This window comes from Modestobacter versicolor (genome assembly GCF_014195485.1).
In the GTDB taxonomy this organism is placed as follows: domain Bacteria; phylum Actinomycetota; class Actinomycetes; order Mycobacteriales; family Geodermatophilaceae; genus Modestobacter; species Modestobacter versicolor.
Window position 1 is genome coordinate 247,760 of sequence record NZ_JACIBU010000001.1, and the last position, 19,082, is coordinate 266,841.

A 19,082-nucleotide genomic window follows, 5' to 3' on the forward strand; every position below is an offset into this window, starting at 1 on the left:
GGTCCCGAGGACGACGAAGCCGCCGACTCCCCGTTCCCGCGGTGCGGGTCAGGGAGGTCGGCGGCTTCGTCGGGTGAGGGCTTCATCGCTGGCGCGACGATAGTTGCCTCGCTCAGCTGGAGACGCGCGCCTCGCCGTCGGTCTCGATGATGTCGACGGCGATGTCGCGGAGCTTGCTCTCGTACTCACGGGCGTGGTGCCCGCAGAAGACGAGGTCGCTCCCACTCGGGAGGACCACTCGCACCTTGGCCAGAGCACCGCAGCGGTCGCAGTGGAAGGGAACGACGAGGTCTTCGGTGGGCGGGGTCGTCGTCAGCGTCTGGGTCATCTGGCTCATCACTCGCTCTCTACCGCACGGACCCGCGGCTGCGGATCGGCCTCCTGCACAGCGCCAGGATGGCCCCTCGTGTTCCCGTTCCGACACCTGGTGTGCACGGACTCGCCGAAAGAGATGAGCTCGTGACACGGGAGGTGCTGGTGGAGCGGTTCAGCAGGGGACGTCACTGGTTCGGAACTGGGTCCGGGTGGTGCACGTGCTGGTGGTGCTGGTCACCGGCCGGGCCGGTTGTGGGTCCGCTGCTGTTCTGACACCGCCCACGCTACGCCGTCTACCCGGCCCGTGCCGCCGTACACCGATCCGTCACCCCTTGGGAGCGAGAGGTTCCCGGAGGCCGGACAGCGCAGTGGCCGGCGACCCGGGTGGGTCGCCGGCCACTGCGGACGTTCGTGCCGCCGCTAGTCCAGGTAGTCGCGCAGGACCTGGGACCGGCTGGGGTGGCGCAGCTTGGACATCGTCTTGGACTCGATCTGCCGGATCCGCTCGCGGGTGACCCCGTAGACCTGGCCGATCTCGTCCAGCGTGCGCGGCTGGCCGTCGGTGAGCCCGAAGCGCAGCCGGACGACGCCGGCCTCCCGCTCGGAGAGGGTCTGCAGGACGCTGGTGAGCTGGTCCTGCATGAGGGTGAAGCTCACCGCGTCGACGGCGACGACCGCCTCGGAGTCCTCGATGAAGTCACCGAGCTGGCTGTCGCCCTCGTCGCCGATGGTCTGGTCGAGACTGATCGGCTCCCGGGCGTACTGCTGGATCTCCAGCACCTTGTCCGGGGTGATGTCCATCTCCTTGGCCAGCTCCTCCGGGGTGGGCTCGCGGCCCAGGTCCTGGAGCAGCTCGCGCTGGATGCGGCCGAGCTTGTTGATGACCTCGACCATGTGCACCGGGATGCGGATGGTGCGGGCCTGGTCGGCCATGGCGCGGGTGATGGCCTGCCGGATCCACCAGGTGGCGTAGGTGGAGAACTTGTAGCCCTTGGTGTAGTCGAACTTCTCGACCGCGCGGATCAGACCGAGGTTGCCCTCCTGGATCAGGTCCAGGAACGCCATGCCGCGGCCGGTGTAGCGCTTGGCCAGGGAGACCACCAGGCGGAGGTTGGCCTCCAGCAGGTGGTTCTTGGCGCGCTCGCCGTCGCGGACGATCCAGTTCAGGTCGCGGCGCATCTGCGGGGAGAGCTTCTGGCCCTCCTCCTCGACCTGGCGCAGCCGCTCGGCGCCGTAGAGCCCGGCCTCGATCCGCTTGGCGAGGTCGACCTCCTCCTCGGCGGTGAGCAGCGCGACCTTGCCGATCTGCTTGAGGTAGGCGCGGACGGAGTCGGCCGAGGCGGTGAGCTCGGCGTCCTTGCGCGCCTGGCGCAGCGCCTCGGACTCCTCCTCGTCGTCCCACTCGAAGTCGGTGCCGCCCTCGGCGTCCTTCTCGTCGGTCTCGGCGACGGCGACGCCGTCCTTGCCGGTGACGACGGTCTCGTCGAGCTTGAGACCCTCGGGGCCGCCGTCGACGACGGCGACGGTCGAGCCGTCGGAGGCGACTGCGGTCAGCACGGTGCCCTCGCCGGAGCCCGGGGAAGGGGCGATCGTCGGCTTGCGGGCTGCGGTCTTCTTGGCGGCGGCGCCGGCGGACTTCGCCGGGGCCTTCTTCGCCGGGGCCTTCTTGGCTGCCGTGGTCACCGGGGCGGTGGCGGGCGACGAGGCGCTGGAACGGGCGGCGACCGTCCTCGGGCGACTCGGGCTGCTCACCGTGGTTGCTTCCGGTCCTGGCTGGTCGGCGGGCACTCAGGTTCCTTCCCGTACTACTGCGGTGCGTTCCTCGAGGACCGTGTGGCCCGCGGGCAGCGGCCCCGGGCCGCACCCGGCAGCTGCGGCCCACCGACGCGCCCGGCGGGGTGACACACCGAAGGGCGTTTCACCGTGCTGGGAGAGGGGGATGACCTGCTGGCTGGGGGTTGACGCGGTGGGGCTCCTCCATTGTAACGGCGCGCACGCGACGGTCCACCGGTTCAGTGCCGGAAGCGGCCCGACGACCCGCGCGCTCCCCCCGCCGAGGGAGACCGGTCGGTGGCCGGCCCCCGCGGCGGAGCTGCCTCACTGCCCGATGTGCTGCTCCGCGGCGAGCGCGGCACCCACGATGCCGGCGTCGTTGAGCAGCTCGGCGGCGACCACCCGGGTGCGGGTGGACAGCAGCGGCACCCACTTCTCGGCCTTCTTGCTGACCCCGCCGCCGACGATGATCAGGTCCGGCCAGATGCTCTTCTCGAGCGTGTCCAGGTAGCGGTCGACCCGCTTGGCCCAGTGGGGGTAGCTGAGCTCCTCGCGCTCCCGGGCCGAGGCCGACGCGCGCTTCTCGCCGTCCTGGCCGTCGACCTCGATGTGCCCGAACTCGGTGTTGGGCACCAGCCGGCCGTCGATGAACAGCGCGCTGCCGATGCCGGTGCCGAAGGTCAGCATCAGCACCAGGCCGCGCTCGCCCTTGCCCGCGCCGTAGGCCATCTCGGCGATCCCGGCCGCGTCGGCGTCGTTCAGCGTCTGCACGGTGCCGGGGATGACCGCCTCGAGACCGGCGGCCATGTCGGTGCCGATCCACGACTTGTCCATGTTCGCGGCCGTGAAGGTCACGCCGTGCTTCATGACGCCGGGGTAGGTGACGCCGATCCGCCCCTCCCAGCCGAACTGGCCGACGATGTCGGCCACCACCCCGTAGACCGGGTCGGGGAGGGCTGGTTGCGGCGTGGGGATGCGCACCCGCTCACCGACCAGCTCGCCCTTGTCCAGGTCGACCACGCAGCCCTTGATGCCGCTGCCACCGATGTCCACTCCGAAGCCCTGCACGCGGCAGAGGCTAGCGACCGGCGACGGCGGTGGCGCGGAGGTCCGGCAGGATCCCTCTCCGTGATGACCTCCGGCACCGCCCAGCCCGACCTGCCGACCGAGCTGCTCGAGCTCGCCCGGGCCACCGCGGAGGAGGCCGCGCTGCTCGTCGGTGCCGGTCGCAGCACCGCCGCGGACCAGGTCGACACCAAGTCCAGCCCGGTCGACGTGGTCACCGCCGTCGACACCGCCAGCGAGGCGCTGATCGTGCGCCGGCTGACCGAGGCCCGGCCGGACGACGGGGTGCTGGGGGAGGAGGGCGCCGCCCGCGAGGGCACCAGCGGCGTCCGCTGGGTGGTCGACCCGATCGACGGCACGGTGAACTTCCTCTACGGGCTGCCCGCCTACGCCGTCTCGATCGCCGCGGAGGTCGACGGCGAGACCGTGGCCGGGGTGGTGCTCAACGTGGCGACGGGGGAGCTGTTCACCGCCGTCCGGGGACGGGGCGCCTGGCTCACCGCCCCGGGTGCCGCCGCGATGCAGTTGCACGGCAGCGCGCCGGTGTCCCTGGAGCAGACCCTGGTGGCCACCGGGTTCGGGTACCGGGTCGAGCAGCGCCGGGCGCAGGGCGCCGTGGTCGCCCAGCTGCTGACCGAGGTGCGCGACATCCGCCGCAACGGGTGCGCCTCGCTGGACCTGTGCGCCGCCGCCGCCGGCCGGGTCGACGCCTACTACGAGCTGGACCTCAAGCCCTGGGACCACGCGGCCGGTGCGCTGGTGGCCGCCGAGGCGGGGCTGGTGGTCACCGGGCTGGCCGGCCGGCCGTTCGCCGAGCCGATGGCGGTGGCCGCCGCGCCGAGCGTCGCCCAGCCCCTCCTGGAGCTGCTCGAGCGGCTGCACGCAGCCGGCTGAGCCGGACGCCGGAGGGCGTCAGCAGGCCCCTTCGGCGTCGGCGATCGGCACGAGCGCCGCGTCGACCTGCTCCTGCGAGGCCAGGCCGGCGAAGTCGGGGCCCAGGACGACGTCGACGACGGCGGTGGCCCGGGTGTCGGGGCGGCTGGTCGCGCCCGGCAGGTACAGCGCCATGAACTCCGCGGTGCTGGCGCCGCGCGGACCGAACCGCAGCTCGCCCACGCCGACCACCTCGTTGCCGCTGGCGTCGTTCGCGATCTCCTCCACGACGAACCCGCGGCTCTGCAGCGTGGTGGCGACCTCGCCGGCCCGGCCGGCCACGTCGCTGGCGTTGAGCACCCGCAGCGTCACCGTCGCGGGGTCCAGCGCCGAGGGGGCGGCGCTCGCGCTGCTGCAGGCCGCGGCCTGCGCCTGGTCGCGGGCGTTCTCGTCGCTGAGCACGTTCCACCACACCGCCAGTGCGGCGAGGGCGAGCACCAGCAGGAAGATCAGCGCCGGGAGCGGACGACGCCGGCGGCTGCCCGCGGGGCGCCGCTCGGCGGTCTCGCTCACGGTTCGCTCACGTCGGCGAGACTGCACACGGGGCAGACCCTAGCGGCGTGCGGGACTGCTACAGCGCACCGTCCTCGAGCGCGGCGCGTCCCAGTTCGACGCACGGATCGATCTTGTCGGCGTAGCCCGTCGTGTCCTTGCCGGCCATCGCCCCGGCGGCGGAGCGGGCGACGATCCCGGCCACGATCGCGGCGAACTTGAAGTAGGCGAAGCCGACGTACCAGCTGAGGTCGGCGAGGTCGGCGCCGCTGCGGACGGCGTACCGCTCGGCCAGCTCCCGCCGGGTCGGGAACCCGGGCAGCGTGGTCACCGAGGACACCGACACGTCGCGGTCCTCACCGGCCTGCGGCCAGTAGACGAAGAGCATGCCGAGGTCGGTGAGCGGGTCGCCGAGGGTCGACATCTCCCAGTCGAGCACCGCCCGGACCCGGCCCGGCGTGGCCGGGTCGAGCAGGCAGTTGTCCAGCCGGTAGTCGCCGTGGGTGATCCCCGAGCGCGCGGAGGCGGGCACGGTCGCGGCCAGCCGGGCCGCCAGCGCGTCCAGCGCCGGGCGGTCGGTGTCGCGGGTGGCGTCCCACTGCTTGGTCCAGCGGCGCACCTGCCGCTCCAGGAAGCCCTCGGGGCGGCCGAAGTCGGCCAGGCCCACGCCCGCCGGGTCGACGGCGTGCAGGTCGGCGAGGGTGTCCATCAGGCCGTCGGCCACGGCCCGGCGCTGGCCGGGCTCGTCGGCGTAGCCCGGGGGCAGCTCGCCCACCACGTGCACGCCGACGACCCGCTCCATCACGTAGAAGGGGGCGCCGAGCACCGAGGTGTCGGTGGCCAGGTGCAGCGTGCGGGGGACCGGGACCGGGGTGCCGGCCAGCGCGGAGATGACCCGGTGCTCGCGCACCATGTCGTGCGCGGTGGCCAGCACGGCGCCGGTCGGCGGCCGGCGGAGGATGACCGCGTCGTCGGCCGGACCGCCCGCCGGGGTGACCACGTAGGTCAGGTTGGACATCCCCGCGGCGATGAGCTCGACGCTCACCGAGCGCCACTTCTCGTCGCCCAGAGCGGTCGCGAGGTAGGGCCCGACGACCCCCGGATCAGCACCCACGGTGGTCGCCACGGCGGCAGGGTAGCCTCTGGCGCTCCCACCCTCGGCCGGCCTCCCGGCAACCCTGATGTGTCGCCTTCGGGGAGGCGGGCACAAACGGGGGCCTGGCGACGTTGGGCGGCTGGCCGGAGCGCGCACAGGAGCGCGCCAGGGCGGTTCTGGAGGTGCACGTACCGACGGAGCGGCCCCGGATGCGTCCGGTGCACGACCGTGCGAGACCGGCCGGGAGACCCACCACTGGGCCACCGGGCCGGGGACAGACCACCGGCCGCTGCGGCGGCCGGCACCACCGGCCGAGGCGCTCCGGCGCCGGCGGCGAACGAGCGGGCCGCGAGCCCGCGCTGAGAGAAGAGAAGGGGCACACCATGGCCACCGACTACGACGCCCCCCGACGCAACGAGGCCGACGAGCTCGGCGAGGACTCCCTCGAGGAGCTCAAGGCCCGCCGGGCCGAGGCGCAGAGCTCCTCGGTCGACGTCGACGAGACCGACTTCAACGAGAACCTCGAGCTCCCCGGGGCCGACCTCTCCAACGAGGAGCTCACCGTCCGGGTGCTGCCCAAGCAGGAGGACGAGTTCACCTGCTCGCGCTGCTTCCTGGTGCACCACCGCAGCCGGCTGGCGACGACCCGCAACGGTCAGCCCGTCTGCCGCGACTGCGCAGCCTGAACAAGGACCCCCTCGCCCCCCACCGCTTGCGAGCTGGCGGTGGGCCCCTGCGAGGGGGCCGTTCCAGCACCTCACCTCGAGGGGAAGGCCTCTGATGACCTCGAAGCAGCCGCGGGACGTGCCTCCGCCGCGGCCGGTGCAGGAGCCGGTCGAGGGCGAGGTCGTCGGGGGCGAGTCCGGGCTCGGTCCCGCTGCCCGGGCGCTGGCCGACGCCGTCGCCGGGCTGCTGGGCCGGGACACCCCGGCCGGGCAGTCGGCGACGGGGCAGCGCGCCGCTGCGGGGGCGAAGGCCGCCACCGGTGTGCTCACCGACGTCATCGCCGCGGTGGCCGCCGCGGCGCGGTCGGCCGGCAACCCCAGCGGCTCCGGCAGCGGGTCGGGCAGCGGGTCGGGCTCCGCGGGCAGCTCCGGTCGGGGCTTCGCGCCGGGTGGGCTGCTCGGCGACCTGCTCGACGCCGCGGCACCCCGGTTGCCGATCCGGGACCGCGACCGGCTCCGCCGGGCCCACCCCGGGCTGACCGACGCCGAGATCGCCGACGCGCTGGTGGCCCGGGCCACCCGGCTCACCGGCGGGATCGGCGCGGCCACCGGCGGCCTGGCCGCTGCGCAGTGGTTCGCCCCGCCGTCGATGGTCGCCGTCCCGCTGGAGCTCGGCGCCCAGACCGTGCTGGTCGCGGCGGTCGAGGTCGTGCTGGTGGGCGAGCTGCACGAGCTGGCCGGCCGGCGGGCACCCGGCGACGCCCGGGCGCGGGCCGGCGCCTACCTGAGCAGCTGGACCACCCAGCGCCCGGTCGGCAGCACGCGCTCGGCCGGCCTGTTCTCCGTCATCAGCACCGCCGGCGCGACGGCCCTCCGCCGCCGGATCACCCAACGGCTGGCCCGCAGCACGACGTCCATGGCGCCGCTGCTGGTGGGCGCCACGCTGGCCGCCCGCGGGAACCGCAAGGCGACCGCCGCGCTCGCCGACCGCCTCCGGTCCGAGCTGGGGATCGGGCCGGCCGACCGGTCGTCCTGACCGCGGTCGGCCCGCCCCCCGTGCGCCGGTCCGCCGCGGCTAGCCTCGCCGCCGTGCCCGTACCCCGCTCCGACCCCGCGCCGCCGGTGCCGGACGTCGAGGTGCCCGTCCTGCTCACCGCGCCGGACGGCGTCCTCCCCGCCTACGCCCTGCCCGGCGACGCCGGCGCCGACCTCTGCCTGGCCGAGGACGTCGTGCTCGCCCCGCACCAGCGCGCGCTCGTCGGCACCGGGGTCGCGGTCGCCATCCCCGACGGGTTCGCCGGCTTCGTGCACCCGCGCTCCGGGTTGGCGCACCGGCTCGGGCTGAGCCTGGTCAACGCGCCGGGCACCATCGACGCGGGCTACCGCGGCGAGATCAAGGTCAACCTGGTCAACCTGGACCCGAGCGCGACGATCACGCTGCACCGCGGCGACCGCGTCGCCCAGCTGGTGGTGCAGCCGGTCGTGCGGGCGCGGTTCGTGCCGGTGGCCGAGCTGCCGGCCAGCGAGCGGGGCAGCGGCGGGCACGGTTCCACCGGTGGGGCCGCGGCGCTCGCCGCCCCCACCTCCTCATCCCTGGAAGGACGGGCCTGACGATGCCGCTGGGACGCCGGCGCAACCGGATCGACCGCAGCCTGCGCGAGCGCGGGGTGCCCCCCGAGCCGCAGCTGCGGGAGCGCGAGGAGACCGGCACCACCGGTCCCTGGGACGACGCCGACGCACCCGACGACGGCGTCACCCGGATCGACCTGGGCTCGCTGCGGGTGCCCGCGGTCAGCGGCATGGAGCTGCGGGTCGACGTCAACGCGTCGCAGCAGGTGGTCGGCGCGAGCCTGCGGTCGGGCGACTCGCTGCTGCAGCTGTCGGTGTTCGCCGCCCCGCGCGCCGGGGGCCTGTGGGACGACGTCCGGGCCGAGCTCGCCCGCGGCGCCAGCGGCCAGGGCGCCTCGCTGCAGGAGGTCGAGGGCCCGTTCGGTCCCGAGCTCGCCGGCACCGTGCTGATGCCGGTGGCACCCCAGCCGGGCCAGTCCGGCACGCCCAAGCCGGTGCGCCGGCCGGCCCGCTTCCTCGGCGTCGACGGGCCGCGGTGGTTCCTGCGCGGCATGCTCACCGGCCCGGCGGCCGCCGACCCGGCCGGGGCGGCCGCGCTGGAGGCGGCGTTCCGCGCGGTCGTCGTCGTCCGCGGCTCCGGCCCGATGCCGGTGCGTGACCAGCTGCCGCTGACCCTGCCACCGCAGGCCGCCGAGCAGATCGCCCGGCAGCAGGCCGCCAACCGGGCCGCGGGCCCGGGGCCCACGCCCGGCGCGGCCGGGTGACCGGCCCGGTCGCCACCGCCTACGGGCCGGGGCCCGACCAGTTCCTCGAGGTCACCCTGCCGGACGGCGACGGGCCGGCGCCGGTCGTCGTGGTGCTGCACGGTGGGTTCTGGCGGGCCCGCTACGGCATCGAGCTGGCCCGGCCGCTGGCGGCGGACCTGGCTGCCCGCGGCTGGGCGGCGGTGGCCGTGGAGTACCGCCGGGTCGGCGCCGGCGGCGGCTGGCCGACGACCCTGGAGGACGTCGCCGCGGCGCTGGACGCGCTGCCCGACGTGCCCGGTGCCGCCCGGATGGACCTGGCCGACGTCACCGTGGTCGGCCACTCCGCCGGTGGGCACCTGGCCGCCTGGGCGGCTGCGCGGCACCGGCTCCCCGCAGGCGCCCCCGGTGCCGCGCCCCGGGTCTCCGTCACCGCCGCGGTGCTGCAGGCCGGCGTGCTCGACCTGGCCGCCGCGGTCGCCGCCGACCTGGGCGCCGGGGCGACCGTCGAGTTCCTCGGCGGGACACCCGAGCAGCTGCCCGAGCGCTACGCCGCGGCGGACCCGGTGCGGCTGCTGCCCACCGGTGCGGCCGTCCTGTGCGTGCACGGCGCCGACGACACCACCGTGCCGCTGGTGCAGAGCGAGCGCTACGCGGCCGCCGCGGGAGCCGCCGGCGACCGGGTGGAGGTGAGCGTCGTGCCCGGTGACCACATGGTGGTGCTGGACCTCACGCACGAGGCGTGGCGCCGCACGGTGGACTGGCTGGGCGCACGACGGACAGCCGGCCGAGACCGCACTACGCTGGGATCGTGACCGAGACCAGGGCCGACTCCGCGGCGGGGCAGGGCGCGCAGCCCGGCGCCCGCGGCTGGCTCTCCCGCACCCTGCAGAAGCTCACCGCCGACGACCAGACGGTCGACGCGCGCGAGCTGCAGTCCGACGTCGTCTCCTCCGGCTGCGCGCCGGTGAGCGCCTGCCGCAAGGGCGAGGTGGTCACCGTCACCGGCCGGCTGAAGTCGGTGGTCTACACCCCGCGCGAGACCGTGCCGACGCTGGAGGCCGAGCTCTTCGACGGCTCCGGTTCGGTCACCCTGGTCTGGCTGGGCCGCCGGCGCATCCCCGGCATCGAGCCCGGCCGCCGGCTGACCGCCCGTGGCCGGTTCGCGGCCTTCGAGGGCCGCCAGGTGATCTACAACCCCTGGTACGAGCTGAGCGCCGGGTGACCTCGGGCGCACCGACCCGGCCCGGGGGGAGCCGGCGGTGAGTGGCTCGTCGCACGGCGGGGGGATGACGTTCGACCGGCACATGGTGCTGGACCAGCTCGGTGGCTGGCGCGGGATGGTCGACGCCTCGCTGCCCACCATCGCCTTCATCGTCGCCAACGGCATCGGCGGGCTGACCGTCGGCATCTGGGCGGCGGTCGCCGCGGCCGTGGTCGTCTTCCTGCTGCGCCTGGTCCGCCGGGAGAGCATCCAGCAGGCGATCAGCGGGCTGTTCGCGGTCGCGGTGGCGGTGGTGATCGCCGCCCGCACCGGGGAGGCCCGCGACTTCTTCGTCCTGGGCATCATCCGCAACGCCGGCATCGGCGTCCTGCTGCTCGGCTCGCTGCTGTTCCGCTGGCCGCTGGTCGGGGTGGTCGCCGAGTTCCTCGCGCCCAGCCACCTCGGCACGATGTCCGGCCACCGGCTGCCGTCGCTGCGCAGCCGGCTGAGGCGCGGGCCCGAGGACCAGGCCGAGGTCGAGCTGCCCGACCGCACCCCGGATGCCCCCGCCGAGCGGCACTGGCGGCAGGACCGCCGCATGCTGCGCGCCTACAGCTGGCTGACCGTGCTGTGGGGCGGGGTGTTCCTGCTGCGCGCCGTGGTGCAGTTCGTGCTCTACCGCCAGGACGAGGTGGAGCTGCTCGGGACGTCGTCCCTGGTGCTCGGCCTGCCGCTCACCGCGGTCGAGCTGGTGATCACCCTCTGGGTGGTCGCCCGCCTGCACCGGCACCGCGCCGACGACGCGCCGGCGCAGGAGCAGCCGCCCGCCTGATCGGCGGGTCAGCAGCTCCCGTCCGGGCACATGATCTTCTGCAGCTGCTCCTCGATGTCGCCGTGGGTGACGAACAGCAGCTCGTCGCCGGCCTCGAGGGGCTCGTCGGGGTCGGGGCTGATCACCCGCTCGCCGCGCAGGATCGTGGTGAGCACGGTCTCCCGCGGCAGCGGCACGTCCCGCACCGGCCGGCCCACCCACGGGGTGTCCTCGGCCAGGGTGATCTCGACCAGGTTCGCCGCGCCCTTGCGGAAGCTCATCAGCCGGACGACGTCGCCGACGGTCACCGCCTCCTCGACCAGGGCGGCCAGCACGCGCGGGGTGGAGACGGCGACGTCGACCCCCCACGCCTCGGTGTAGAGCCACTCGTTGCGCGGGTCCTTGACCCGGGCGACGACGCGGTTGACCGCGAACTCGGTCTTGGCCAGCAGCGACACGACCAGGTTGGCCTTGTCGTCGCCGGTGGCGGCGATGACCACGTCGCAGGTGGCCAGCTGGGCCTCCTCCAGCGAGGTCACCTCGCACGCGTCGGCCTGCACCCACTCGGCGCCGGGCACCGACCGGGGTTTCACCCGGGAGCCGTTCTTCTCGATGAGCATCACGCTGTGCCCGTTGCCGAGCAGCTCGGTCGCGATCGACCGGCCGACCGCACCGGCGCCGACGATGGCCACGCGCATCAGTGCTTCCCTCCGGAGGGGCCCTGCTCGACGGCCTGGTGCACCCGGCCGGTGAACTCGTCGGTGGTGGCCACGACGAGGTGGTCGCCGGTCTGCAGCACGGTGCTGGTGGTGGGCAGCTGCGCCTCGCCGAAGCGGACCAGCCACGCCACCCGGGCGCCGGAGACCGCCTCGAGCTCGGTGAGCGGCCGGCCGACCCAGCCGTCGGTCACGGTGACCCGCATCAGCAGGACCTTGCCGGTCGGCTCCCGCCAGAGCTCGCTGACCTTGACCGACAGCAGCTCGCGCAGCAGCCGGCTGACCGTCCACGGCACGGTGGCGACGCTGGGGATGCCCATCCGCTCGTAGACCTCGGCCCGCTTGGAGTCGTAGATCCGGGCGACGACGTGCTCCACGCCGAAGGTCTCCCGGGCGACCCGGGCGCTGATGATGTTGGAGTTGTCGCCGCTGCTGACCGCGGCGAAGGCGCCCGCGGTGTCGATGCCGGCGTCCAGCAGGGTCTGCCGGTCGAAGCCGAGCCCGGTGATCTGGCGGCCGGCGAACTCCGGGCCGAGGCGGCGGAAGGCCTCCGGGTCCTGGTCGATCACCGCGACGCTGTGCCCGATGGCCTCGAGCCGCCGGGCGATCGCCGAGCCGACGCGGCCGCAGCCCATCACGACCACGTGCACCTTGTCCCACCCTGTCTGCTCGCCAGTCCTGCAAGCGCTCGCCGTCCCCGCGGACGGCGGGGGCGTACAGCGCGCGAACGTACACCCGACGGGTGGCGCCGGGGCGTCGTCCCACCCCGTCCGGGGGCCCCGGCGGGTGAGGTCGCCCCGGGGCGGCGCACCGGGGCCTCCGACGTCCGTACGATCGCCGCGTGCCGACCCTGTCCGACCTCGGACAACTCCCGAAAAGGCTCGTCCTCGGACGGCCGGTCCGCAGCGACCGCATGGGCGAGTCGTTGCTGCCCAAGCACCTCGCGCTGCCGATCTTCGCCAGCGACCCGCTCTCCTCCGTCGCCTACGCGACCCAGGAGATCCTCATCTTCCTGACCCTGGCCGGGACGTCGTTCCTGTTCCTGACGCCGTGGCTGGCCGCGGTCGTGGTCCTCCTGCTCACCGTGGTGGTGCTGTCCTACCGCCAGGTGGTGCACGCCTACCCCTCGGGCGGCGGCGACTACGAGGTCGCGATGAAGAACCACGGGCAGTTCGCCGGCCTGGTCGTGGCCAGCGCGCTGCTCACCGACTACGTGCTCACCGTGGCCGTGTCGGTCAGCTCCGGCACCGACAACATCATCTCGGCGTTCCCCGGTCTCGACGAGCACCGGGTGCTGATCTCCGTCGTGCTGGTCGCCGTCCTGGTGGCGATGAACCTGCGCGGGGTGCGGGAGTCGGGCCGGACCTTCGCCGTCCCGACGTACGCGTTCATCGCCTGCATCATGGTGATGATCGTCACCGGGCTGATCCGGGAGCTGGTCGTCGACAGCCCGGTGGTCGCCGAGAGCGCGCAGTACGGCATCACCCCCGAACCGGGGTACGAGAACGTCACCGGGCTCGCGCTGATCTTCTTCGTGCTCCGCGCGTTCGCCTCCGGGTGCACCGCGCTGACCGGCGTGGAGGCCATCGCCAACGGCGTCCCGGCGTTCCGGCCGCCGAAGAGCAAGAACGCGGCCACCACGCTGGCGCTGATGGGCGGCATCGCCGCCACCATGTTCGCCGGGGTCACCGCGCTGGCCCTGATGTCGGACGTCAAGTACGTGGAGAACACCTGCGACCTCGAGGGCTTCGCCAACTGCGAGACCGAACCGCAGCGCACCGTCATCGCCCAGGTGGCCGCGGCGGTCTTCGGCGGGTCGGACTCGCTGGGCTTCTTCTTCGTGCAGGCCGCGACGGCCCTCGTGCTGATCCTGGCCGCCAACACCGCCTTCAACGGCTTCCCGCTGCTGGGCTCGGTGCTGGCCCAGGACCGGTACATGCCCCGCCAGCTGCACACCCGCGGCGACAAGCTGGTCTACAGCAACGGCATCCTGCTGCTCGCCGGCTTCGCCATCCTGCTGCTGGTCGTCTTCGACGCCGACTCGACCCAGCTGATCCAGATGTACATCGTCGGCGTCTTCACCAGCTTCTCGATCGGCCAGTGGGGCATGGTGCGGCACTGGAACCGCGAGCTGCGGACCCAGACCGATCCCGCGGTGCGCGGCCGGATGCAGCGGTCCCGGGTGATCAACGCGATCGGCGGCACGCTCACCACCGTCGTCCTGGCCATCGTGGTGGTCACCAAGTTCACCGGCGGTGCCTGGATCGTCATCGCCGCCATGCCGGTGATCTTCCTGCTGATGCGCTCGATCAACCGGCACTACTCCAACGTCGCCCGCCAGCTGGTGCCCGACAGCGACGTGCGGATGAAGCCCAGCAAGGTGCACGCGGTCGTGCTGGTCTCCAAGGTGCACAAGCCCACGCTGCGGGCGCTGGCGTTCGCCCGGGCCACCCGGCCCGACGTGCTGACCGCGCTGACGGTCAGCGTGGACGACGATGAGACCCGCGCGCTGCAGGCCGACTGGGAGCGCTACGACATCCCGGTGCCGCTGACCGTGGTCGAGTCGCCCTACCGGGAGATCACCCGCCCGGTGCTGGACTTCGTCCGGGACATCCGCCGCTCCAGCCCGCGCGAGCTGGTCGTCGTCTTCGTGCCGCAGTACGTCGTCGGGCACTGGTGGGAGAACCTGCTGCACAACCAGAGCGCCCTGCGGCTGCGCACCCGGCTGCAGTTCCAGCCCGGCGTGATGATCACCAGCGTGCCGTGGCAGCTGGAGAGCTCGCTGGACCGCGAGCCCAAGCTGGACGGCGCGGGCCCGGCCCCGGGCGACCTGCGCCGCGGCCTGACCGACGACGTCGAGCAGACGCCGTATGGATGAAGGACCTCGCCGCCCCCCACCACTCGCAGGCTCGCGGCGGGACCCTGCGGCGAGGCCGAGGAGCCGACGGCGACCGCAGGCGGACAAGGGTGCGGGTTGGGAGGGTCGGCGGTTCGAGGTGACCGTCGGGCCGGTGGCCCACGGCGGGCACTGCGTCGCGCGGCACGAGGGCCGGGTGGTCTTCGTCCGGCACGCGCTGCCCGGCGAGCGCGTGGTCGTGCAGGTGACCGAGGACAGGCACGCGCGGTTCTGCCGCGCGGACGCCGTCGAGGTGCTCGAGGCTGCCGCGGACCGGGTCGAGCGGCCCTGCCCGTACAGCGGCCCGGGCCGGTGCGGCGGCTGCGACTGGCAGCACGTCAGCCACGAGGGGCAGCTGGCGCTCAAGGCCGACGTCGTCCGGGAGCAGCTGTCCCGGCTGGCCGGGCTGGACCTGCCGGTGGAGGTCGAGGCGCTGCCCGGCGGGCCGCTGCGCTGGCGGTCGCGGGGCCGGTTCGCCGTCGAGCGCACCGGGGAGCCGGGGCTGCGCCGGCACCGCTCGCACGACGTCGTGGTGCTCGACGACTGCCCGATCACCGTCGAGCCCGCCGCGCAGGCGGTGCTGGCCCGCCGCTGGCTGGACGCCGGTGCCGTGGACGTCGCGATCGACTCCGCCGGCGTCGTGACGACGACGGCGCTCGACCGCAGGGGCCGCGCCCAGGAGACCCAGGTGCTGCGGCCGGGCGCCGACGTGCCGGAGGAACCGGCCGGCCGGGCGCTGCGCTCGGCCGGCGGCCGCGACTGGGAGGTCGAGGGCACCGGGTTCTGGCAGGTGCACCCGGCCGCCGCCGACGCACTGGTGGGCGCGGTCGCCGCGTTCGCGGCCGTGCAGCCGGGGGAGACGGTGCTCGACCTCTACGCCGGGGCCGGCCTGTTCGGCGGTGCGCTCGCCCCCGGGGTGGGTGCCGGCGGCCGGGTGGTCTGCGTGGAGTCCGACGCCGCGGCGTGCGCCGCCGCGGACGCCAACCTGGCCGACCTGCCGCAGGCCGAGGTCTGGCAGGGCGACGTCGACGCACCGGGGCTCACCGAGCTGCTCGGCGACCTGGGCCGCCCGGACGTCGTCGTGCTCGACCCGCCGCGGGCCGGGGCCGGCCCGGAGGCGAGCCGGGTGATCGCCGGCGCCGCGCCGCGGGCGGTGGTCTACGTGGCCTGCGACCCGGCGTCGCTGGCCCGCGACGTCGCGGCGTTCGCCCAGGCCGGCTACCGGCTGGCGGAGCTGCGGGCCTTCGACTGCTTCCCGATGACCGCCCACGTGGAGTGCGTCGCGCTGCTCGTGCCCGCCTGACCTACCGCCGGACGGCGAGCAGGTAGGCCTGGCGGCTCTTCTCGTACGGGCTGCCGTCGGGCTCGCGCAGCACCCGGACCTGCACGCCGAACCCGGCCCTGGCGAGCTGCCGCTCCACCCGGTCGGGGTCCAGCCGCCACGTGCGCAGCGAGATCTCGTGGCCGTAGCCCTGCCGGTGGTGCACCGGGACGTCGTCGCCGGCCTGGAACGCGGTGAGCAGCGGTGCCCCGGGCCGCAGCACCCGGGCCAGCTCGGCGATCACGGCCGGCTGGTGCTCGGGCGGGGTGTGGATCAGCGAGTACCAGGCGAGCGCCCCGGCCAGCCCGGCGTCGGGCAGGTCCAGCGCGGTCAGCGACCCGACCTGGAACCGCAGCCGCGGGTGGCGCTGCCGCGCGACCTCGACCATGCCGGGGGAGAGGTCCACGCCGAACGCGTCCAGCCCGAGGCCGGCGAGGTGGGTGGTGAGCCGGCCCGGCCCGCAGCCCAGGTCGCCGACCGGACCTCCCGCGCCGGCCAGCACCTGCTCGGCGAAGACGCCCAGCAGCGCCCGGTCCATCGGGCTCGCCGCGAGGGCGGGTTCGACGAGCTCGGCGTAGGAGGCGGCCACCGTGTCGTAGGCGGCCCGGGTCTCGGTGAGGTGGTCGGGGTCGGTCACCCGCGGCAGGCTACGGCCGGGCACCGACAGGTCACGCTTCGAACACACGTGCGATCCGAGGTCGAGGTGTCGCGCACCGGGCCGCACACTGACCGGGTGGACGTCGCACTGCCGCCGGGCTGGCCGGACGAGGTGGCACCGCCCGGCGCCCCCGACTGGGAGCGCACGGCGGTCGCGTGGCTGTACGACCTGGTGCCGCACGACTACCGGGCGCACGAGGTGCTGCGGCGGTACCCGGTGCTGCTGGCCCGGTTCGCCGCCGACCACGTCGCCGCCGGCCTCGAGGCGGCGCGCGCCGGCTGGCGCACGGTGCGCGTCGAGCTCGCCGACCAGCTGCCCGCCGACGCCATGGAGGCGGCCATCAACGCCTACGAGCGCGAGGGTGCCCGGCTGACCCGGGCGGCCCGCGGGGTCGAGGTCGTCGCCGGGGCGCTGCGCGGCGAGCGGTGGGTGCCCCGGCTCTGAGGTGCTCCCGCTCACCGGGCGGCTCGCCGGTTCGCAGTTACAGTGGGACCCCCACCGGTTGCGCCCCACCGGACGCCGCCGACGTCGAGAGGACCCTGCCCCGTCGTGTCGTTGCTCCGCTCGCTGACCGGGCCCGATGACCTCCGGGCGCTGCGGCCCGACCAGCTCCCCGTGCTGGCCGCGGAGATCCGCGACGCCCTGGTCACCAGCGTCGCCAAGACCGGTGGCCACCTCGGGCCGAACCTGGGCGCGGTCGAGCTGACCATCGCGCTGCACCGGGTCTTCCACTCCCCGCGCGAGCCCATCGTGTTCGACACCGGCCACCAGGCCTACGTGCACAAGCTGCTCACCGGCCGGCTGGAGGGCTTCACCCAGCTCCGCCAGCGCGGTGGCCTGTCCGGCTACCCCAGCCGCACCGAGAGCGAGCACGACTGGGTCGAGAACAGCCACGCGTCCACCTCGCTGTCCTACGCCGACGGGCTGGCCAAGGCCTTCGCCGTCCGCGGCGACTCCCGCCCGGTGGTCGCGGTCATCGGCGACGGTGCGCTCACCGGCGGCATGGCCTGGGAGGCGCTGAACAACATCGCCGCCGCCCAGGACCGCCCCGTGGTGATCGTCGTCAACGACAACGGCCGCTCGTACTCGCCGACCATCGGCGGGGTCGCCGACGCGCTGGCCACCCTGCGGCTGCGCCCGGGCTACGAGGAGGCGCTGGCCGCCGTCCGGCAGGCGCTGCACAAGGCGCCCGTCGTCGGCACCAAGCTCTACGACGCGCTGCACGCCATCAAGAAGGGCCTCAAGGACGTCCTGGCGCCGCAGGGCATGTTCGAGGACCTCGGCATGAAGTACGTCGGCCCGGTCGACGGCCACGACGTCGAGATGATGGAGTCCGCGCTCCGCCGGGCCCGCTCGTTCGGCGGCCCGGTGATCGTGCACGCCGTCACCACCAAGGGCTTCGGCTACCCGCCGGCGGAGACCGACACCATCGACGCCTGGCACTCCACCGGCGTCTTCGAGCCCGACAGCGGGCTCTCCTCGGCGGCCGCCGGGCCCGAGTGGACCGACGTCTTCTCCGACGAGCTGGTGCGGATCGGCACCGAGCGGTCCGACGTCGTGGCCATCACCGCGGCGATGCTGCACCCGACCGGCCTGGCCTCCTTCGCCGAGCGCTTCCCGGAGCGCACCTACGACGTCGGCATCGCCGAGCAGCACGCGCTGACCTCCGCGGCCGGTCTGGCGATGGCCGGGCTGCACCCCGTCGTCGCCGTCTACTCGACCTTCCTCAACCGCGCCTTCGACCAGCTGCTGATGGACGTCGCGCTGCACCGCCAGCCGGTCACCGTGGTGCTCGACCGTGCGGGGGTCACCGGCTCCGACGGCGCCTCGCACAACGGCATGTGGGACATGTCCATCTGCTCCGTCGTCCCCGGCCTGCAGCTGGCCGCGCCGCGCGACGAGCCGACGCTGCGCGAGGCGCTGCGCGAGGCCGTCGCGGTCACCGACGGCCCCACCGTCGTCCGCTTCCCCAAGGGCGCGCTGCCGGTCGAGGTGCCCGCCCTGGAGCGGCGCGGGCCGGTCGACGTGCTGCGCCGCGGGGCCACCCCGGAGGTCCTGCTCGTCGCCGTCGGCTCGCTGGTGCCGCTGTGCCTGGCGGTCGCCGAGCGGGCGGCCGACCACGGCATCGAGGTCACCGTCGTCGACCCGCGCTGGGTGCTGCCCGTCTCGCCCGAGCTGGTCGCGATGGCGGCCGAGCACCGGCTGGTGGTCACCGTCGAGGACGGCGGCCGGGCCGGGGGCGTCGGGACGACGCTCTCCCAGGCGCTGCAGGACACCGACTGCGACGTGCCGGTGCGCACCCTCGGGCTGCCGCAGCGGTTCTTCGACCACGGCAGCCGCGGTCAGGTGCTCGCCGACGCCGGCCTCACCGAGCAGGACGTCGCCCGCCGGATCGTCGAGTGGGCGGCCCGGGTCGCCGACCGCGCACCCGAGCCGGCGGAGGCACCCGAGCGGGCCGAAGGTCAGCAGTGAGCGGCACGGTGATCGCCGAGATCCAGGTCGCGCCGTCACCGCCGGGTACGCCCGAGGACCCGCACGCCTTCGTCGAGGCCGCGATCGCGGTCATCCAGGCGTCGGGGCTGCGCTACGAGGTCGGCGCCCTCGGCACGACGCTGGAGGGCGACGCGGACGCCGTGTGGGCCACCCTGCGCGCCGCGCACGAGGCGATGGTGGCCGCGGGTGCCACCGGCGGCATCTCGCACGTGAAGATCGCGACGGTCGCCCGGACGATGGACAGCCTCACCCGCAAGTTCCGCTGAACCCGGCCGCCCCCACCGCCCGGCCGCCGACCTCGCGCTGAGGTGCGAGGTCGGCGGCCGGTGGGT

At 74.6% G+C, this 19,082-nt stretch carries 21 protein-coding genes; 13 read left to right on the forward strand and 8 right to left on the reverse strand.

The window, feature by feature from the left end:
• Nucleotides 1-112: 112 nt before the first annotated feature.
• The 3 genes from FHX36_RS01140 to ppgK form a co-directional block, all read right to left on the reverse strand.
• A complete protein-coding gene (locus FHX36_RS01140; RefSeq protein WP_246405378.1) occupies nt 113-337 on the reverse strand; it encodes a DUF7455 domain-containing protein in 225 nt (74 codons plus the stop codon).
• A 398-nt stretch (nt 338-735) separates the two neighbouring features.
• Entirely contained in the window at nt 736-2,103 is a 1,368-nt protein-coding gene (locus tag FHX36_RS01145) for an RNA polymerase sigma factor (protein WP_220035990.1), read from the reverse strand.
• A 309-nt stretch (nt 2,104-2,412) separates the two neighbouring features.
• Complete coding sequence (gene ppgK / locus FHX36_RS01150; RefSeq protein WP_110552876.1) at nt 2,413-3,156, reverse strand: polyphosphate--glucose phosphotransferase; 744 nt, start codon at nt 3,154-3,156, stop codon at nt 2,413-2,415.
• Between the two features lie 63 nt (nt 3,157-3,219).
• On the opposite strand from ppgK, the gene FHX36_RS01155 reads away from it, so the two are divergent.
• Complete coding sequence (locus FHX36_RS01155; RefSeq protein WP_181428828.1) at nt 3,220-4,047, forward strand: inositol monophosphatase family protein; 828 nt, start codon at nt 3,220-3,222, stop codon at nt 4,045-4,047.
• Between the two features lie 18 nt (nt 4,048-4,065).
• Here FHX36_RS01155 and FHX36_RS01160 read toward each other — a convergent pair whose 3' ends face one another.
• Nucleotides 4,066-4,599 (reverse strand): LytR C-terminal domain-containing protein, encoded by a 534-nt coding sequence (locus tag FHX36_RS01160; protein ID WP_110552878.1) that lies wholly within the window; start codon nt 4,597-4,599, stop codon nt 4,066-4,068.
• Between the two features lie 58 nt (nt 4,600-4,657).
• Nucleotides 4,658-5,704, reverse strand: a complete 1,047-nt coding sequence (locus FHX36_RS01165; RefSeq protein ID WP_110552879.1) for a phosphotransferase family protein — start codon at nt 5,702-5,704, stop codon at nt 4,658-4,660.
• 353 nt (nt 5,705-6,057) lie between these two features.
• Between FHX36_RS01165 and FHX36_RS01170 the strand changes: the two genes are divergently transcribed.
• The 7 genes from FHX36_RS01170 (at nt 6,058) to FHX36_RS01200 (ending at nt 10,687) form a co-directional block, all read left to right on the forward strand.
• A complete protein-coding gene (locus FHX36_RS01170; protein WP_110552880.1) occupies nt 6,058-6,360 on the forward strand; it encodes a DUF4193 domain-containing protein in 303 nt (100 codons plus the stop codon).
• Between the two features lie 94 nt (nt 6,361-6,454).
• Entirely contained in the window at nt 6,455-7,375 is a 921-nt protein-coding gene (locus FHX36_RS01175) for a hypothetical protein (protein ID WP_183513440.1), read from the forward strand.
• A gap of 53 nt (nt 7,376-7,428) precedes the next feature.
• Nucleotides 7,429-7,950, forward strand: a complete 522-nt coding sequence (dut, locus tag FHX36_RS01180) for a dUTP diphosphatase (RefSeq protein WP_181428829.1) — start codon at nt 7,429-7,431, stop codon at nt 7,948-7,950.
• Between the two features lie 2 nt (nt 7,951-7,952).
• Complete coding sequence (locus tag FHX36_RS01185; protein ID WP_110552883.1) at nt 7,953-8,672, forward strand: DUF3710 domain-containing protein; 720 nt, start codon at nt 7,953-7,955, stop codon at nt 8,670-8,672.
• Nucleotides 8,669-9,466: an alpha/beta fold hydrolase gene (locus FHX36_RS01190; RefSeq protein WP_183513441.1), complete on the forward strand. Its 798-nt coding sequence runs from the start codon at nt 8,669-8,671 to the stop codon at nt 9,464-9,466. Before FHX36_RS01185 ends, FHX36_RS01190 begins: the two co-directional genes overlap by 4 nt.
• A complete protein-coding gene (locus FHX36_RS01195; protein ID WP_110553366.1) occupies nt 9,463-9,876 on the forward strand; it encodes an OB-fold nucleic acid binding domain-containing protein in 414 nt (137 codons plus the stop codon). Before FHX36_RS01190 ends, FHX36_RS01195 begins: the two co-directional genes overlap by 4 nt.
• 37 nt (nt 9,877-9,913) lie before the next feature.
• A complete protein-coding gene (locus tag FHX36_RS01200) occupies nt 9,914-10,687 on the forward strand; it encodes a DUF3159 domain-containing protein (RefSeq protein ID WP_258372925.1) in 774 nt (257 codons plus the stop codon).
• An 8-nt stretch (nt 10,688-10,695) separates the two neighbouring features.
• Here the strand turns inward: FHX36_RS01200 and FHX36_RS01205 are convergent, their stop codons facing one another.
• Together FHX36_RS01205 and FHX36_RS01210 are read right to left on the reverse strand one after the other, a co-directional pair.
• On the reverse strand, nt 10,696-11,364 hold the full coding sequence (locus tag FHX36_RS01205) for a potassium channel family protein (RefSeq protein WP_110553368.1): 669 nt from the start codon (nt 11,362-11,364) through the stop codon (nt 10,696-10,698).
• Entirely contained in the window at nt 11,364-12,032 is a 669-nt protein-coding gene (locus tag FHX36_RS01210; RefSeq protein ID WP_110553369.1) for a potassium channel family protein, read from the reverse strand. The genes FHX36_RS01205 and FHX36_RS01210 overlap by 1 nt, the downstream gene beginning before the upstream one ends.
• Before the next feature lie 263 nt (nt 12,033-12,295).
• On the opposite strand from FHX36_RS01210, the gene FHX36_RS01215 reads away from it, so the two are divergent.
• Both FHX36_RS01215 and FHX36_RS01220 read left to right on the forward strand, forming a co-directional pair.
• Nucleotides 12,296-14,260: an APC family permease gene (locus FHX36_RS01215; protein WP_246405380.1), complete on the forward strand. Its 1,965-nt coding sequence runs from the start codon at nt 12,296-12,298 to the stop codon at nt 14,258-14,260.
• The gene (locus tag FHX36_RS01220; protein WP_110553371.1) at nt 14,253-15,581 is read left to right on the forward strand and encodes a class I SAM-dependent RNA methyltransferase; all 1,329 of its coding nucleotides are present in this window, start codon (nt 14,253-14,255) and stop codon (nt 15,579-15,581) included. Before FHX36_RS01215 ends, FHX36_RS01220 begins: the two co-directional genes overlap by 8 nt.
• 1 nt (nt 15,582) lies before the next feature.
• Here FHX36_RS01220 and FHX36_RS01225 read toward each other — a convergent pair whose 3' ends face one another.
• On the reverse strand, nt 15,583-16,236 hold the full coding sequence (locus FHX36_RS01225) for a class I SAM-dependent DNA methyltransferase (protein WP_110553372.1): 654 nt from the start codon (nt 16,234-16,236) through the stop codon (nt 15,583-15,585).
• Between the two features lie 96 nt (nt 16,237-16,332).
• Between FHX36_RS01225 and FHX36_RS01230 the strand changes: the two genes are divergently transcribed.
• From FHX36_RS01230 to FHX36_RS01240, 3 genes are all read left to right on the forward strand, one after another.
• A complete protein-coding gene (locus tag FHX36_RS01230; RefSeq protein ID WP_183513442.1) occupies nt 16,333-16,701 on the forward strand; it encodes a hypothetical protein in 369 nt (122 codons plus the stop codon).
• A gap of 105 nt (nt 16,702-16,806) precedes the next feature.
• Nucleotides 16,807-18,729, forward strand: a complete 1,923-nt coding sequence (gene dxs / locus FHX36_RS01235) for a 1-deoxy-D-xylulose-5-phosphate synthase (RefSeq protein ID WP_110552185.1) — start codon at nt 16,807-16,809, stop codon at nt 18,727-18,729.
• Nucleotides 18,726-19,016: a thiamine-binding protein gene (locus tag FHX36_RS01240; RefSeq protein WP_258372715.1), complete on the forward strand. Its 291-nt coding sequence runs from the start codon at nt 18,726-18,728 to the stop codon at nt 19,014-19,016. The genes dxs and FHX36_RS01240 overlap by 4 nt, the downstream gene beginning before the upstream one ends.
• Nucleotides 19,017-19,082 lie beyond the last annotated feature (66 nt).

Coding starts and splice junctions, on each gene's coding strand:
- FHX36_RS01140 (WP_246405378.1), bottom strand. CDS start 337: ATGAGCCAGATGACCCAGACGCTGACGACGACCCCGCCCACCGAAGAC.
- FHX36_RS01155 (WP_181428828.1), top strand. CDS start 3,220: ATGACCTCCGGCACCGCCCAGCCCGACCTGCCGACCGAGCTGCTCGAG.
- FHX36_RS01170 (WP_110552880.1), top strand. CDS start 6,058: ATGGCCACCGACTACGACGCCCCCCGACGCAACGAGGCCGACGAGCTC.
- FHX36_RS01175 (WP_183513440.1), top strand. CDS start 6,455: ATGACCTCGAAGCAGCCGCGGGACGTGCCTCCGCCGCGGCCGGTGCAG.
- FHX36_RS01185 (WP_110552883.1), top strand. CDS start 7,953: ATGCCGCTGGGACGCCGGCGCAACCGGATCGACCGCAGCCTGCGCGAG.
- FHX36_RS01205 (WP_110553368.1), bottom strand. CDS start 11,364: ATGCGCGTGGCCATCGTCGGCGCCGGTGCGGTCGGCCGGTCGATCGCG.
- FHX36_RS01215 (WP_246405380.1), top strand. CDS start 12,296: ATGGGCGAGTCGTTGCTGCCCAAGCACCTCGCGCTGCCGATCTTCGCC.
- FHX36_RS01220 (WP_110553371.1), top strand. CDS start 14,253: ATGGATGAAGGACCTCGCCGCCCCCCACCACTCGCAGGCTCGCGGCGG.